Source organism: Desulfovibrio sp. GTC20076 (genome assembly GCF_055385905.1).
The window spans coordinates 3168973-3185001 of sequence record NZ_AP039366.1 but is presented as its reverse complement, the minus strand read 5'-3'; the positions used below and the strand labels follow the sequence as shown (position 1 = coordinate 3185001).

Genomic DNA, 16029 nt, shown 5'->3' with positions numbered 1-16029 from the left:
CGGCAACAGCACACCCGGCAGACAACAGACAGCAGGCGCCATGACTACCTGCAAACATGACGAAAAGAATACGGCCCATATGACGGACGCAGCCGCAGGGCATGCTCCCGGCCAGACGCCGGCCATAAACTCCGGCAGCACTCCCGGCCTGGTCAGCTTTGTCGGGGCCGGCCCCGGCGATCCGGAACTTTTGACGCTCAAGGGGCGCAAGGCCATTGAAGAGGCCGCCCTGGTGCTTTATGCAGGTTCGCTGGTTCCGCCGCAGGTGGTGGCCTGCGCGGCCCCCGATGTGCCTGTGGTGGACTCCGCCCCCCTGAGCCTTGAAGAATGCCACGCGCTGGTGCGCCGCACAGCCCTTGAAGGCGGTACGGTGGCGCGTGTGCACACGGGCGATCCTGCCCTGTACGGCACGTTGCGCGAACAGACGCGCCTGCTGGATGCAGACGGCATCCCCTGGCGCGTCATACCGGGCGTCACCGCGGCCTGTGCAGCGGCGGCCGCCGCAGGCGTAACCTTTACCGTACCTGAAGTCACCCAGAGCCTCGTCATCACCCGGATGGAAGGACGCACCCCCGTGCCGGAACGCGAAGCCGTACGCCGCCTTGCCGCTCACGGCACGTCCATGGCCATATACCTGTCGGCAGCATCCAGCGAGGCGTTGCAGGCCGACCTGCTGTGCCACATGCCGCCTGAAACACCGGTGCTGTGCGCTTGCCGCGTGGGCTGGCCGGACCAGCGCCTCATATGGGCCACCGCCGGAACCCTGGCCCGATGCGTTGCGGAGCACGGCCTGACCAGACAGACGGTTTTTCTGATACTGCCGGGGCAGAATGCGCCGGATACATGCTCGCAGCTCTACGCTTCCGGCTTCAGTCACGGCTACAGGCAGGCCAGAAAAAACTGAACCTTGCAGTCCGGCCCCGACAGACAGGTAAATGCGGGCGATACGTTCAGCCGCCCGCCGTGCAGACGGCCCGCCCGAACACACTGAAAACATTTCATATGGCAGCTGCCCTGGACTGCACCCCGGGCAGCTGCCACAACAAGCTCTTTCCATTGCCCGCAGTTTCGCTGCGGTTAACTATCCCCCTGCTGTACAGGGTACCTCCCCCAGCCCTTTGCCAACGCTTTGGCCGGTTTTTTTGCGCCTGCTCCTGCGCAAGCAGATGCCCTGATTTTTCCCCAATCATATCCCACGTAACTGCACGCGCTCTATTCTGTTTATATCCTGATAATTATGCAGAGCGTGATACTGTTGCGGTTTTTGTTCTTTTGGCGTTTATCTTATATTGTGTGGCAAAGCATGTTTTACAATGTATCAATTGTTCACATGAAGCCGTCAGTTTGATACTTTTTTCACAACATAGTTTATATTTTTCTATTCTCCATCTTTTTACCCCTTTAACAACTTCAAAAAGGACTTACTACTTTATAGCAACATTCACTACGTTGTGCATGCAAACCTTTAACCAAAGGAAGCGTCATGAAAAAAACCGACCTGCAGGATAGATATTCTCTCTTCATTGATGGCGAATGGAAGGAGGCCTCTGACGGAGGAACCTTCGAATCCCTTTGCCCGGCCAATGGCGAACGCCTGGCAACCTGCGCCGAAGCCACCAGGGAAGATGTGGACGCGGCCGTCAAGGCCGCCACAACGGCGTGGGCAAGCTGGAAAAATACAGATGCCGCCGAACGTGCCGACCTGCTCATGAAAATAGCGGATATCATCGACGCCAACAAAGAACATCTTGCCTTGGTGGAAACACTGGATAACGGCAAACCCATCCGCGAAACCGCAAATGTGGACATTCCCTTTGCCGCCGATCATTTCCGCTATTTTGCGGGTGTTCTGCGCTCTGAGGAAGGTTCGGCCACCATGCTTGACAAAAACACGCTTTCGCTGGTTCTGCGCGAACCCATCGGCGTGGTAGGCCAGATTGTGCCGTGGAACTTTCCCTTTCTCATGGCCGCATGGAAACTGGCCCCCGTGCTTGCCGCAGGCTGCTGCACCGTGTTCAAGCCATCCAACCACACCTCGCTTTCCGTCCTGGAGCTGGCGCGCCTTATCAACGGAGTGCTGCCCAAGGGCGTGTTCAACGTGATCACCGGGCGCGGCTCGCGCTCCGGCCAGTATATCCTCGAGCACCCCGGCTTCAACAAGCTGGCCTTTACCGGTTCCACCGATGTGGGACGCAGCGTGGGCATGGCCGCGGCCAAACGCCTGATCCCCTCCACCCTGGAGCTTGGCGGCAAGTCGGCCAATATCTTTTTCCCCGACTGCCAGTGGGACCTTGCCATGGACGGGCTGCAAATGGGCATCCTGTTCAACCAGGGGCAGGTATGCTGCGCCGGTTCGCGCGTTTTTGTGCATGAAGACATTTACGACAGGTTTGTGGCCGAAGCCGTGGAACGCTTCAACCGCGTCAAGGTGGGCCTGCCCTGGGAAGCGGACACCCAGATGGGTTCGCAGATATACGAATCGCACCTCAAGGCCATTCTGCTTTGCATTGAGCAGGCCAAGGGCGAAGGGGCCACAGTGCTTTGCGGCGGCGAGCGCGTCACGTCGGGCGATCTGGACAGAGGGTGCTTTATGCGCCCCACCCTGCTCGGCAACGTCACCAACGACATGCGCGTTGCGCGGGATGAAATCTTCGGTCCCGTTGCCGTCATCATCAAGTTCAAGACTGAAGAAGAAGTGGTCCGTATGGCCAATGACAGCGTCTACGGCCTTGGCGGCGGTGTATGGACGCGTGACATCAACCGCGCCATCCGCGTAAGCCGCGCCATTGAAACAGGCCGCATGTGGGTGAACACCTACAACAGCATCCCGGCGGGCGCTCCCTTTGGCGGCTACAAGAAATCGGGCATCGGGCGCGAGACGCACAAGACCATCCTTGAACACTACACCCAGCAGAAAAACATCATCATCAACCTGTCAGAAGCCCCCACCGGCTTTTACCCCTAGGGACTGATGCCTGCCTGTGTGGTGCGGAAGCTGCTGTGCATCCGCGCCACACAGGCACAAGGAACAGACCGCTACCGCAATGCCTGCACAGGCACGGCAAAGAGCCGGGCGAACCGGCAACGGCAAAAATCCCGGGGCTTCGCAATACGGCAGCCGCGCAACATATTTTGCTTCCGGCACAAAACAGGAAACACTGTAAGCCACACTGTGCCTGCCATAAAAGCATGCCAGGCATGTCCCGCCCGGCAACCGAAAAACGGCATCGCCCCGGGACACGGTGAACGGTTTCCCGGGCAGCATTCTCCACATCCGCCCGCGGCGGCCGCTGCCATAAGCGTCAGGCAGTCCGGCAGCCAAGCCCCTTCTACCGGACGCCTGATCCGGTTGCCGCGGGCGGGCACACCGGCGCATGCGGGAACAACGCTCCGCAATCCGTTATAGGGCATGCGCCGAAACAGAAAGAGGAGGGCCCCCACGGCCCTCCTCTTCGCATGAGTGGAGAATTTCTTATGGACTGCGAACCTGCCACGCTCCCGTTCATGTCACGGAAAAGTGATGCTTTTCGTGTTTACAAAGACAGTGTGGCATTGTGCCGCCTGTCCGGTATGCGTGGTTAGAGCAAATCAGCATGGAACCTGTTTTATCTGACCCGTGCGTTTTTTGGGTAATCCGCACGGCGAAACAGCCCCGGGCAAGCCCTGCCTGCCCTCAGGCGGCTGTTTCAGGCTTTCTGCGCTCTAGAGCAGTTCAACTTTGAAAAAGCTGGAATGCCCTGCGTGGATTTAAAAAATCCGCGCCGCAAAATGATTGCAAGGTGAATCTGATTCGCCGTCAAGCAACCATTTCAAGCGTTACGTGCTCTAATGGTCCACGGCGTTTCCCGCTGGGCCAACGCCGATTATTGTTGAGGCGCGTCCGGCACGCGCTGCACTAGGGCCAAAGCCAGCAGCGCGGGCGATATGGCGTGCCTTTGCAAAGGGTTGCGCAGCTGACGCCGCACAAAGCCCGCCATGTCCATAGCCATATCCGCGTCGGTGATGGCCGCGCGGCTGGCCTTCTTGTTTTCTTCCAGTACGGCAAGGTACCGCTGTATCACGGCAAGGTCGTGCTCTTCAGGCGCGAGCCTTTCCGGCGGTCCGGCTTCCGACAGGAATGTGTCAGTGATGCGTTGCGACATGACCATTCCTCCCTGAATGGATCACTGCTTCCCTGCATCCGGGGGGCTGGTTCGCCTTTTTGTGTCTGTACACGGTCTCCCCTTCCCCACTCATCACCAACCCTATCGGAATGCGCGGCAAAAACCTTTAGAGTTTCTGACCGGGAAAAAGCAGCACGAACGCCCGAAACGTCAACATACGTGGTAACAGCATAAATATATTGCGTTTGCACAAGTACACCAGTACATCAAAACACGTTTTCCTGCAGACCGGTAAAGCGGGTTCAAGACAAGCCGCCCTGCCGCCGCTCCACCCCGCGCCGTACCGCGTCAGCGACTGCCTCGCCCGGGGCTGGTCCGGGGGCCATTTATACGCGCCCCGCGCTTGCATGGGCGCGTATTCGCAGATACCATAGCGCACCAAGCCAGAAGAGGAGAGTCTATGCCAACACCCATACTGCACAAGGAAAGCCTGATCCCGGGCAAAACCAGCAAGATGGTGCTTGATGCGCCGCAAATTGCCCGCAAGGCCCGGCCCGGCCACTTTGTCATGCTGCGGATGACCCCCACGGGCGAACGCATTCCCCTGACCATTGCAGATACCGATGCCGAAAAAGGCACCATTACCATCGTGTATCTGGTCATGGGCAAAAGCACTGCCATTCTCGAAGAACTTGATACCGGCGACTCCATTCTTGATGTCTGCGGCCCACTGGGCCACCCCACCCACATTGAAAAAAAAGGCACTGTCATCTGTGTAGGCGGCGGCACGGGCATTGCCGCCATGCACCACATTGCCAAGGGGCATGCGCGTGCCGGCAACAGGGTGGTGGGCATCATCGGCGCACGCAGCAAGGACCTGCTGCTTTTTGAAAAAGAACTGAAACTTTTTGTGGACGAGCTGCTCATCTCTACCGATGACGGCAGTTACGGTCACAAGGGCCTTGTAACCGACCTTCTGCGTGACAGGCTTGAAAAAGACAAGAGCGTCTTTGAAGTGGTGGCAGTCGGCCCTGTGCCGATGATGGCCGCCGTGGCCGAAACCACGCGCTCTTTTGGCGTAAAAACCACTGTCAGCCTCAACCCCATCATGGTTGACGGCATCGGCATGTGCGGCGCCTGCCGCGTCAGCGTGGGCGGCAAAACCAAGTTTGCCTGTGTGGACGGCCCCGAATTTGACGGGCATGAAGTGGACTTTCCCGAACTGCGCCGCCGCCTGGCTGCCTACCGCGAACAGGAAAAGGTCTCCATCGACGATTATCAGCTGAGGATTGCTCATGGAAACTAAAACCCAAAAAAAGAAACCCATCGCTCCCAGGGTGGACATGCCCTGCCAGCCCGCCGAGGTGCGCCGCGCCAACTTCGATGAAGTGGCCCTGGGCTACACCAAGGAAATGGCCATTGAAGAAGCCCGGCGCTGCCTGCAGTGCAAAAAGCCCTTCTGCGTCAGCGGCTGCCCTGTGGAAGTGCCCATCCGCGACTTTATCCGTGAAGTGGCCCTGGGCAATATGGATGCGGCCTACCGCATCATCAAGAGCACCAACAGCCTGCCCGCCGTGTGCGGCCGCGTTTGCCCGCAGGAACATCAGTGCGAAGGCAAGTGCGTCCTCAAGGCCAAGGGCCAGCCTGTAGCTATCGGCCGCCTTGAGCGCTTTGTGGCCGACACCTATATAGCGACCACAGCCTGCGAGCAGGTTACCGGAACCAACGCCTGCGCCCTGCCCAGAGGCGACCTCAAGGTGGCCTGCATCGGCTCCGGCCCCTCATCCCTCACCTGTGCGGGCGTCTGCGCCGCCGCAGGCATCAAGGTAGACGTATACGAAGCCCTGCACGAGGCCGGTGGGGTGCTCATCTATGGCATTCCGGCGTTCCGTCTGCCCAAGAACGTGGTCGCCACAGAAATTGACGGCCTGCGCCAGTCTGGTGTGGACTTTCACCTGAACGCCGTTGGCGGCCGTACCGTGGACGTGGACGAACTGCTTGAAAGCCATCATGCCGTCTTTATCGGCGTGGGTGCTGGCCTGCCCGTATTCCTGGGCGTGCCGGGAGAAAATCTTGTGGGCGTATTCTCGGCCAATGAGTATCTTACCCGCGTAAACCTCGGCCGGGCCTACGACTTTCCCGGTCAGGACACCCCGGCCTTTCCCGGTAAAAACGTCACCGTGTTCGGCGCGGGCAACGTAGCTATGGACGCGGCGCGCACAGCCCTGCGCATGGGCGCGGAAAGCGTGCACATTGTCTACCGCCGCACCAGGGACGAAATGCCCGCCCGCCTTGAAGAAATAGAACATGCCGAAGAAGAGGGCGTACAGTTTGCCATGCTTTCCGCGCCGGTGTGCTTTAACGGCGACAGCGAAATGCGCCTCACCTCCGTTACCCTGCAAAAAATGGAACTGGGCGAACCAGACGCCTCCGGCCGCCGCCGCCCCGTTGCCATTGAAGGCGAAGTGTACGACCTGCCCACCGACCTCGCCATTGTGGCTCTGGGCACACGCTCCAATCCCATACTTCTGGAAGCCACACCCAAGCTCAAGCTGAACAAGTGGGGCTATATCGAGGCCAATGAAGAAACAGGCGAAACATCCATACCCAACGTCTTTGCCGGCGGCGACATCGTTACCGGCGCGGCCACCGTCATCCTTGCCATGGGCGCGGGGCGCAAGGCCGGACAGGAAATCGTAAGGCGCCTGCTGAAGTAGCCCGAGACACTGCGCTCAAACATCCGCGGGGGAGAAAGCTTCCACTGTCTGCGCGCGCCTCCGGGTTGCGGCAAGACAGGAAAAGGCTTTCTCCCCCGGTTTTTTCCGGACGGCATGCCGGCGCAGCCCGGCGGCACAGGCCGTCACATCTTGCCAGCCGGGACTTTCAGGGTCATACTGGTCATAATAACAACCCTCCCCGCCAATGGGGCCGGAACCATCCCGGAGCACTCAGGAATACCCGTCATGATCCTTGCAGACCTGCACACCCATACCAAATACTCGCACGGCGGCAACAGCCCGGCTGAAATGCACGCGGCTGCACAGGCCAGGGGCATTGAACTTATCGGCTTTACCGAACATTCTCCCCGGCCGGTGGGCTTTGACTACACGCACGAATACCGCGACAGGCTCACCCGCCACCTGCCGGACTACGCCAGCGAGGTGCTGGCCCTCAAGGCGGCCAATGCGGACGGCCCCTGCCGGGTGCTTTTCGGCATGGAGATGGACTGGCTGGAAGGGCAGACAGACTTTACCCGTGCCTCCAGCACAGCCTACGATTTTGATTACCTGCTCGGCAGCGTGCATTTTATCGGGCGCTGGGGTTTTGACGACGGCGCCGACCCGTGGAGGGCCATGTCGCAGGAAGAGTGCGAAGTACAGTATACGCACTATTTTGAAGCCTGGGAGGCCATGCTGGCCTCGGGGCTGTTCAATATCGCGGCGCACCCGGACCTTATCAAGATTTTTTCCGTAGAGCAGTTTCACATCTGGCTGCACAAGCCGCAAAGCCGGGAACTTGTACGCCGGGGGCTGATCGCCCTGCGCAAGTCTGGAATGAGTATGGAAATCTCATCCGCCGGTATACGCAAGGCATGCCGCGAAATCTATCCCGCGCCACCCATCATGGTCATGGCTGCGGAAATGGAGCTGCCCATAAGCTTCGCCTCGGACGCTCACGTTACCGATGACGTAGGCTACGGCTTCGCCCGTCTTGCCTCTTACGCCAGCGCCTTCGGTTTCAGGGAGTACACGGTTTTCGACCGTGGGCGGCGCAGCGTCCACCCCTTTTAACGTCTGCCGGATCACGAACGCGCAGCCTTGCCGCATCAGGGTATGCAGGCCGCGGCGCGCCCGGCATATGCAGAATAAAGACGGCAGCAGGAATATCTATGTCAGAACCGCTTGTGACCATTGAAAATCTGAGCCTTTTTCTGCCCGGTGAAGCCAGCCGGCGCTTTGTACTGCATCACATAGACTGGCAGATTGAACGCGGCCGCCACTGCGCTCTGCTGGGGGCCAACGGTTCGGGCAAGTCCACCCTGCTGCGCCTGCTGCGCGGCGAACTGTGGCCCGCCGAAGGGCATATCTGGTGGCATACGCCTGACGGGCGCGAAGAATCCCCTCTGGCCGGGCGGTCCATGACAGCCCTGGTATCACCGGCGCAACAGGAAAACTATCAGCGCCAGGCGTGGGACCTTACCGGACTCGACATCCTGCTCACAGGCTTTGAAGACACCCCCCTGGTGTACAGTGACGGCGGCAGCCAGGCCCAGGCCCGCAAGGACGCCGCCGTACACATGGCTGCCCGCCTTGAGGCCGAAGGCCTACTCGACAGGACCATGCCCACCCTTTCCCAGGGGCAATTGCGCCTGCTGCTTCTGGGCCGGGCGCTGCTGCGTGCGCCCTCCCTGCTGCTGCTGGACGAGTGCGCCGATGGACTGGACGCCCGCCACCGCCAGATTTTTTTTGACGTACTCGAAGAATGCGCGCTGCGCAGCACCATCGTCATGACGGCCCACCGTCCCGGCCAGATTCCCGACTGGTGTGCGGAACGGCGCTACATACGCCGGGGGCGCCTGCATACAGCGCCGCCGGGGCAGCCGGAGGCCGCTACGGCCAACGGAGTGGAAAACCCCGTCGTCGCGGCGACAGGGCAGAAGCTTCAGGGACCAGCGGGCAAGGACGGACCGGTCCCCCCCCTGCTGGACCTGGAAAATGTCACGGTGTTCATCGACAGGCAGGAAGTGCTGCGCCATATCGACTGGAGCATGCATCAGGGCGAACACTGGCGTATCAGCGGAGCCAACGGCTCGGGCAAGTCCACCCTGCTGCGCCTGCTGGCCGGAGACGAATTCGCCGCTGCCGATGGCAGGCTGGAACGCTGGCTGCCCCGGCAGGGCGGGGCAGTACACACCCTTGCCGAAGTACGCAAGGGCATACGGCTTGTTTCCGACCTTTCCCAGGCGCTGTACGGCTATTCCCTCACGGCCCATGATATGGTCTGCACGGGCTTTGACAACAGCATAGGCGTGTACCGCAAGTTCAGCGCTGTGGAAAAAGCCGAGGCCCTGCGCCGCATGGAAGAAATGTTTCCCGAAGAAAGCCCGCAAGGTGTGGCGGATATCGGCCATCTGTCCATCCGCCGCCTGTCCACAGGGCAGTTGCGCCGCCTCTTTCTGGCGCGCGCCTTGGTGGGCGAGCCGGACATCCTGCTGCTGGACGAACCGTGCTCGGGGCTGGACGCCGCAAGCCGCGCCCGCTATCTCGGCCTGCTTGACCTGCTGGCGGCCCGTGGCCTGCACATGGTTTTTGTTTCCCATCACGGTGAGGATGCCCCCCTGTGCATCAACCGCGAGGCACATATGGAAGACGGACAGTTGCGCGTTGTCATGTAAAACCGCAGCCGGTTCCAGAAACAGAAAATCCCGCTTATGGCGGGATTTTCTGTATAAACGGCACGTAAAAAACTCTCGAAATGCTTATTCCCCGCCGCCTTCGCCGGAGCTGCCTTCCCCCTTGCCCAGACGGGAGCGCAGCACTTCGATAACCACAGGCAGCACGGATACAATAACAATACCATAAACGATAATGCTGAAATTCTGGCGCACCCACTCAAGGTTGCCCAGAAAAAACCCTGCGGAAACGAGACTGCCCACCCACAGGATGCACCCGGTCACGTTAAAGAAAAAAAACGTACGGGGATGCATGAGGGCGATGCCCGCCACAAAAGGCGCAAAAGTGCGCACAATAGGTACAAAACGCGCCAGCACAATGGCCTTGCCGCCGTGGCGTTCGTAAAAATGGTGGGCCTTGAGCAGATGTTCTTTCTTGATGAAGCGACTGTCCCGCGAAAAGATGGCCGGGCCTACATGGCGGCCAATGCAGTAGTTGACGGCATCCCCCAGAATGCCCGCCGCCAGCAGCACCAGCATCACTTCAGCATAGCCCATAAGGCCCGTTCCGGCCACCACGCCTGCAGCAAACAGCAGGGAATCACCGGGTAAAAACGGCGTGACCACAAGCCCTGTTTCGCAAAAAACAATAATAAACAGTATGGCGTAAATCCAAAGGCCATACTGTTCAACCAGTTCAAAAAGATGCACATCAATGTGCAGCACAAAGTCAATAAAATAACTTACCATATCCATACGTTCATATGCTCCCGGCCCGTATCGTGGCGGCATGAACCCGCCCGAACGCCCTTGTACCCCAAGCCCGCTTGTGGCACAACACAGGCATGCGACAGAAATTTTCCGTACTGCTGCCCCTCTGCCTCGGCATTTTGCTGCTCTCCTTTTCCAACGCCCGAGCCGACTTTTATCAGGTGGGTTTTCGCACACTTGGGCAATGGGATGCCGAAAACGGCCTGCGGCTGGACGTGAACCTCTGGTATCCTTCGGTGCGCCCCCCGCGCGACATCCAGTACGGCCCCTGGGAAATTTCAGCCGCCCGTGGGGGCAAGCCCGTGGAAGGACGCTTTCCGCTCATTCTGCTCTCACACGATACGGCGGGATCGCGCTTTTCCTATCACGACACTGCCGCATGGCTGGCAGCCTGCGGCTTTGTAGTGGCGGCTCCCACGCATCCCGGCGACAATATGGACAACATGGATCTGCTCCTGACCTGGGGACAACTGGAAAGCAGGGTACGGGAGCTTTCGGGCCTTATCACCTTTTTGCTGAACGATGTGGAAGCCGAGCCTACCATCGACCATGAGCGCATCGGCGTTCTGGGCTTTGGCGCAGGCGGCACGGCAGCGCTTCTTCTGGGCGGCGCACTCCCCGGCTGCGAAGGCTGGAAAGACTACTGCGCGCAGGCAGGCAGGCACGACATGTATTGCAATATCTGGGCGCAGAACCGCATGGACGGACTCTGCCGCAGCCTGCCCCTGACAAAAAGCCCTGCCGATACGCGCATCAAGGCAGTGGCGGCAGTGGCTCCCGGTTTCGGCATGCTCTTCGGGCGGGATTCATTCCGCTGGTTTTACCCGCCCCTGCTGCTTGTGGCCGCTTCAGGCGACAGCCTGAACAAAACCGCTCTGCATGCCCGCAAGATTTATGAATGCACAGGCAAAAAAGCCCGCTGGCTGGTTCTGGACAAGGCCGATGCCGGCGCGCTCATGGCCCCCTGCCCTCCCGCCCTGGCCGAAGAGCTGCCGGAACTCTGCCACTCAGTGAACGAAAAAGACAGGGAAGCCGTACACAAAAGCATGTTCGCCGCATTGAGCGACTTTTTTCTGCACTATCTTGGCAGTGGTAAAAACCTGCCCCGCATTCCCGCCCCGCCGGACCTTAGCCCGCCCTTGCCGCCCAAACAGGAAAGCGCCCCGGCGCCAGCACAACCGGTAAAACGCAAACGGTCGCAGTAATACGCTTTTTTCGCGACAAGCGATGTTCATACGGCCCATATCCTTGACAATTGTGCCGCCCCTTACTAAAGCTCTTTAAAGTGTGCTCGTTTTGGCGTCACGCATTCACGAATGGTAAAATCATCAGCTTGACTGTCTGGCCACACTGGATGTTACGGCATGTGTAAAACCACCCGGCAATGTTTTGCAATGCTGCCGCCGGCAGACAGGCAAACATTGCCGTAATGCAAGTTTTTGCACGAAACGGCCTTGTTTGCGCTGCATCGCAGCTTTTTCAGAGCAATGGAAATATGGACGGCATGAAGCTACTGCCCCTTTGTATTCTGTGCCTCGCGCTCGCGATCGGGTCCACCCCGTATGCCGCACAGCCGACGCCAGCTCCCAAAGACACGGCCGAGGTTGAAAACGCCTGGGTTGTCATGCCTGCCGGGGCCAGATCGGCATTTATGGGCATACATGGCGGCACCATGCCTGTCAGCCTGCTGGTCTATGGCGACGGTTCATCACTGGTGACCTTTGTGGGCCGCACGGGCAACGACTTTCTTGATATGCTGCGGCGTACGGACCTGCCCGTACCAAGCCTGCTCAACGCCACAGCACATAACGGAACCAGCGGCGGCGTGCTGCCCTCAGGCAAATCCAGCGTACTTATGGCAGGCAACCCCAACAGCAGTATGCCCGTCCTTAATGTTACAGGAGAAAGACTATCCCACATGGACATGGCCCCGGGGCAATTGCAGCCCTTTGGCCTGTCGGACAAGCCTTTATCCATTGAGGGGGAGGTCAGCAGGCCGCCCCACCTTTCTCCCGCCAAGCAGTACCGGCTGTTTTTTCAGCCCCAATACCTGCAGCCCCGCCGTCCTGTACGCTGACGGCAATCACGCGCCCCACGAACCCTTGCCGGCTTTGTAGCCATTCTTTTTTTATTTCTATCCCTTCCGTCGCGGGAACTATGGAGCAGAATACCTACCCTTATAGAATAATTTATAATCTATAGAAATTATGCTAAAATAATCCAGAATAACCAGCCAGAGGAGCCGACTATGCCACTTTCCAGTCATCACAAGGCAATGGAAAGATTGTATACAGCCAGTATATCGCAAGCCTCGTCCCGACCTGCGCAAAAGCTTTTTTCACAGGGTCTGAAGCACCTTCTGGAAAACAGCCCGGCCTTTGACGCCTGCGTAGGCGAGGATAATCCCTTTTACCAGGAATTTGTTCTGCAACTTCAAACCAACATCTGCCTGGAAGAAGACTGCCTGAGCCTTTTTGAGTGTCTGGCAATTTTTTTCCGCCTGCGCCAGATGGCCGCCAACGGGGTTCCGCTTGACGGCATTGAACGCAAGGTGCTTCATTTCTTTGAAACCTGCGGAGAATGGCAACCCCAAGACCCCACCATCGTCAGTTTCTGGTACTGGTGGCGCATCCCCCTGCAGGCGACCCATTAACAAGTGTAACCCCGGACCGACTGCTGACGGGCAAAAACATATCCAGTACGTGATTTTCCCATTGCCCGGCAGGCATTGAACGGCCCAAAGCTGCGGACAGCCCGCAGACCCCAGTATATCTTCGTGCGGCTCTTTTACGGATATTTCCCGTTCCCCGGCGCCGGCAGCCCTTCCCCCTTGCGGGACCTCTCCATACGTTTCACCGCCGGAATCCGACAGTTTTTTGAGCCGCCAGCCGACCGGCATCACACCAAAACAAAAACGCCGCTTGGATCAGCAAGCGGCGTTTTTGTTTTTACCTGTTTATCGGAAGGGCTTATTTTTTCAGATTGTCGGCCAGCAATTCCGAAATGTGGTCGACCTTGATCTTCAGCCCCTGCTTTTCAGCGCCGCCGCGCAGCTGCATGACGCAGCCGGGGCAGTCCACCACCAGGCGGTCGGCTCCGGTGGCCTTCATATTGTTGATTTTCTTTTCCAGAAGCTGCGCCGATATTTCGGGGAACTTCACGGAGTAGCTGCCGCCAAAGCCGCAGCAGACTTCTTCTTCCTCGCAGGGTACGTATTCCGCCGCGTCAGCGATAAGCTCACGGGGGGCCTTTTTCACGCCCAGGCCACGACAGAGGTGGCACGAAGCATGATAGGTGACCTTCTGCCCGGACTTGTGGAAGTCTTCGGGCTTGAGGCCCAGCACGTCATGCACAAAAGAGCTGAAATCAATGACCTTGGCCGCAAAGGCCTGACCTTCCACCACTGCGTAATCCTTGTCCAGGATCTGCGGATAATGATGTTTGAGGTGGCCGGCGCAGCTTGCGCAGAGCGTGATGATGTAGTCATAGTTGCCGCCGCGGAAAGCCGCGATGTTCTGCTTGGCCACATCAATGGAGGTTTTGCGCTGTCCCATCATTTCCAGGGGCAGGCCGCAGCAGGACTGGTCCATGGGGAATTCCACCGCCACATTTTTGGCGGCAAGAATTTTCACGCAGGCTTCCAGCTGCTCGGGGTAGATGAAGTCCTGGGCGCAGCCGCTGAAGATGGCCACACGCATGGTGGGATTCTGCACCCTGGGCGCAATTTCGGGCCAGCGGTCACGGAAGGACTTGTTGGCGATGGCGGGCAGCGCCTTGAAGTTGTGCTTGCCCATAAATATTGAGGGCAGGTGACGCTGGAACTGCGTTCCGCGGGTAAAGGGCTTCTGGGCAAAGCTGGCGAACTTGAGCAGCCGGTGGAAGAGCTTGCGGTTCTTCATGACGGCCGACAGCAGGTTGGCTTCAATGGGAGCGCCCTGCTCTTCATTGAGACGCGCGCGGATTTCGCGGATGAGGCGCGGCAGCTCGATGCCGCCGGCGCACACATTGGCGCAGGATTCGCATCCCATGCAGTTCTGGCTCAGAATGCGCGCGCGGTCTTTACCGTGGAAGAAGTAGGTAAGAATAAGGCCAATGGCGCCAATGTAGATGTAGCCCATCTTGTGGCCGCCCACCAGGCGGTACACGGGGCAGACGTTGGCGCAGGCGCCGCAGCGCACGCAGCGGAAGATCTGCTTGAACAGCGGATCCTTGGCAATCTCGGTACGCCCGTTGTCCAGAAAGACCACATGCATGATCTTTTTATCGTCCGCATTGGCCGCGCAGGGACCCGCGCCGCACATCCAGGTGACGTAGGAGGTGATGCGCTGGGCAGTGGCGTTGCGGGGCAGCACCAGCAGGGCCGTAAGGGCGTCGTCCAGCTTGGCAACGAGCTTGTCCAGACCGGCAATGGCCACATGCACGCGCGGCAGTGTGGTGACCATGCGGGCGTTGCCCTCGTTGGTCACGGTGGACACCGAGCCGTTTTCGGCCACGGCGAAGTTACAGCCGCTGATGCCCATATCCGCGGCAATGAACTTGCGGCGCAGCTGCACACGGGCCACCTTGACCAGGTGCTGCACGTCCGAATCCTGCTTTACGCCGGTGGCCTTGGTGAAGTCATCGGCCACCTGATAGCGTGAAAGATGGATGGCGGGCATGACCATGTGGGAAGGGCCTTCGTGCCGCAACTGGATGATCCATTCGCCAAGGTCGGTTTCATCCACAATGAGGCCCTGGGCCTCAAGGGCAGGATTAAGCTCGATTTCTTCAGCCGTCATCGACTTGGACTTCACTACGCGCTTGACGTTGTTTTCCCTGGCAATGCGCGAAATGATCTCGTTGGCTTCGGCAGCCGTAGCGGCGCGGTGCACATGCACACCACGCTTTTCAGCTTCGGCCTTGAACTGGGTGTACAGTTCTTCCATATGCTGACAGGCGTAGTCCTTGGCATCGGCCACCTGGGCAATGAGGGCGCGTTCGTCCACTTCTTTGAACACGGCTTCGCGGTTGGCGCGATAGGCCACGGCAAAGGTGTCGAGGGTGCGACGCAAAAATTCGTCGTTCAGGGCTTCGTCCAGTTCCTTGTGGTAACCGGAGCTGCTTTTAAGGGCGTCATGCATGGGTTAGTCCTCCAGAAGAATGATGTGGAGTTCCAGCGGGCCATGTACGCCCACGGCAGCCACACGTTCGATATCAGCCGTGCGGCTGGGACCCGTCACCAGAGTGGTGTAGGTGGCCGGGGCCGAGTTCATGCGCTCACGCAAAAACTGGGCAATGGACGGCAGATCGGGATAAATGTCGGACTTGCGCAAAAGAATCATGGACACTTCAGAAATCATGCCCGCCAGGCGCACGTCTTCCTTGTCGGTATCCAGCATGCAGGTGGCGCTGGCCGCCACACCGACAATACCTGTGGAAAGCCCCACATCGATACCGGCAAGATAGTTGCGCAGCCCTTCGCGAATGCAGAGAAAACCCTTTTCGTCGCAGGCGGCGGCCAGGGTGGCGAAGTCCGCATCGTTGAGTTCAGGGGCTGCGATAACACGCTGCACCCGGGTAGGCACGTTGTTGGGGCTCAAGGGGCCTTGCGCGGTGCCAGGCTCATCAGCCAGAATTTCAGCAGGAGCCTTGCTGGCGCACACGTCCACAACATATTGCAGGGCCGCGGCCATGGTGGGCACTTCCTGCACCACTGCGCTGACCGCCGCGGCCTTGGCGGCGAAGGCTTCGACCAGTTCCTGGTTCACAGGGGGCATAGGATTC

13 protein-coding genes are annotated in these 16029 nt (G+C 59.1%); 9 read left to right on the top strand and 4 right to left on the bottom strand.

All coding sequences use genetic code 11. From position 1 onward, the window contains the following. The first annotated feature begins 40 nt into the window (after positions 1–40). Together cobM and ACZ495_RS13870 are read left to right on the top strand one after the other, a co-directional pair. The gene (gene cobM, locus ACZ495_RS13875; RefSeq protein ID WP_012625600.1) at positions 41–904 is read left to right on the top strand and encodes a precorrin-4 C(11)-methyltransferase; all 864 of its coding nucleotides are present in this window, start codon (positions 41–43) and stop codon (positions 902–904) included. Positions 905–1483: 579 nt separating this feature from the next. Then, positions 1484–2965 carry an aldehyde dehydrogenase family protein gene (locus tag ACZ495_RS13870; protein ID WP_464262431.1) on the top strand — a complete coding sequence of 494 codons (1482 nt, stop codon included), beginning with the start codon at positions 1484–1486 and terminating at the stop codon, positions 2963–2965. 898 nt (positions 2966–3863) lie between these two features. On the opposite strand, the gene ACZ495_RS13865 is transcribed toward ACZ495_RS13870, so the two are convergent. Continuing rightward, the gene (locus ACZ495_RS13865) at positions 3864–4142 is read right to left on the bottom strand and encodes a hypothetical protein (RefSeq protein WP_012625602.1); all 279 of its coding nucleotides are present in this window, start codon (positions 4140–4142) and stop codon (positions 3864–3866) included. 421 nt (positions 4143–4563) lie between these two features. Here ACZ495_RS13865 and ACZ495_RS13860 point away from each other — a divergent pair, with 421 nt between their 5' ends. The 4 genes from ACZ495_RS13860 (at position 4564) to ACZ495_RS13845 (ending at position 9498) form a co-directional block, all read left to right on the top strand. Next, positions 4564–5409: a sulfide/dihydroorotate dehydrogenase-like FAD/NAD-binding protein gene (locus ACZ495_RS13860; RefSeq protein WP_296984388.1), complete on the top strand. Its 846-nt coding sequence runs from the start codon at positions 4564–4566 to the stop codon at positions 5407–5409. Then, positions 5399–6820, top strand: a complete 1422-nt coding sequence (gltA, locus tag ACZ495_RS13855; RefSeq protein ID WP_012625604.1) for an NADPH-dependent glutamate synthase — start codon at positions 5399–5401, stop codon at positions 6818–6820. The genes ACZ495_RS13860 and gltA overlap by 11 nt, the downstream gene beginning before the upstream one ends. 246 nt (positions 6821–7066) lie before the next feature. Then, complete coding sequence (locus ACZ495_RS13850) at positions 7067–7894, top strand: histidinol-phosphatase (RefSeq protein ID WP_464262430.1); 828 nt, start codon at positions 7067–7069, stop codon at positions 7892–7894. A gap of 98 nt (positions 7895–7992) precedes the next feature. Continuing rightward, positions 7993–9498 (top strand): ATP-binding cassette domain-containing protein, encoded by a 1506-nt coding sequence (locus ACZ495_RS13845; RefSeq protein WP_464262429.1) that lies wholly within the window; start codon positions 7993–7995, stop codon positions 9496–9498. An 84-nt stretch (positions 9499–9582) separates the two neighbouring features. Here ACZ495_RS13845 and ACZ495_RS13840 read toward each other — a convergent pair whose 3' ends face one another. Beyond that, positions 9583–10251: a DedA family protein gene (locus tag ACZ495_RS13840; RefSeq protein WP_464262428.1), complete on the bottom strand. Its 669-nt coding sequence runs from the start codon at positions 10249–10251 to the stop codon at positions 9583–9585. Between the two features lie 89 nt (positions 10252–10340). On the opposite strand from ACZ495_RS13840, the gene ACZ495_RS13835 reads away from it, so the two are divergent. The 3 genes from ACZ495_RS13835 (at position 10341) to ACZ495_RS13825 (ending at position 12919) form a co-directional block, all read left to right on the top strand. Next, positions 10341–11471 (top strand): alpha/beta hydrolase family protein, encoded by a 1131-nt coding sequence (locus tag ACZ495_RS13835; protein ID WP_464262427.1) that lies wholly within the window; start codon positions 10341–10343, stop codon positions 11469–11471. Between the two features lie 299 nt (positions 11472–11770). Next, positions 11771–12343 carry a hypothetical protein gene (locus ACZ495_RS13830; RefSeq protein WP_041725005.1) on the top strand — a complete coding sequence of 191 codons (573 nt, stop codon included), beginning with the start codon at positions 11771–11773 and terminating at the stop codon, positions 12341–12343. Positions 12344–12514: 171 nt separating this feature from the next. Continuing rightward, on the top strand, positions 12515–12919 hold the full coding sequence (locus tag ACZ495_RS13825) for a hypothetical protein (protein ID WP_012625610.1): 405 nt from the start codon (positions 12515–12517) through the stop codon (positions 12917–12919). A 316-nt stretch (positions 12920–13235) separates the two neighbouring features. On the opposite strand, the gene ldhH is transcribed toward ACZ495_RS13825, so the two are convergent. Next, the gene (gene ldhH, locus ACZ495_RS13820) at positions 13236–15386 is read right to left on the bottom strand and encodes an L-lactate dehydrogenase (quinone) large subunit LdhH (RefSeq protein ID WP_072311058.1); all 2151 of its coding nucleotides are present in this window, start codon (positions 15384–15386) and stop codon (positions 13236–13238) included. A gap of 3 nt (positions 15387–15389) precedes the next feature. Then, on the bottom strand, positions 15390–16022 hold the full coding sequence (locus tag ACZ495_RS13815; RefSeq protein ID WP_012625612.1) for a LutC/YkgG family protein: 633 nt from the start codon (positions 16020–16022) through the stop codon (positions 15390–15392). Positions 16023–16029 lie beyond the last annotated feature (7 nt).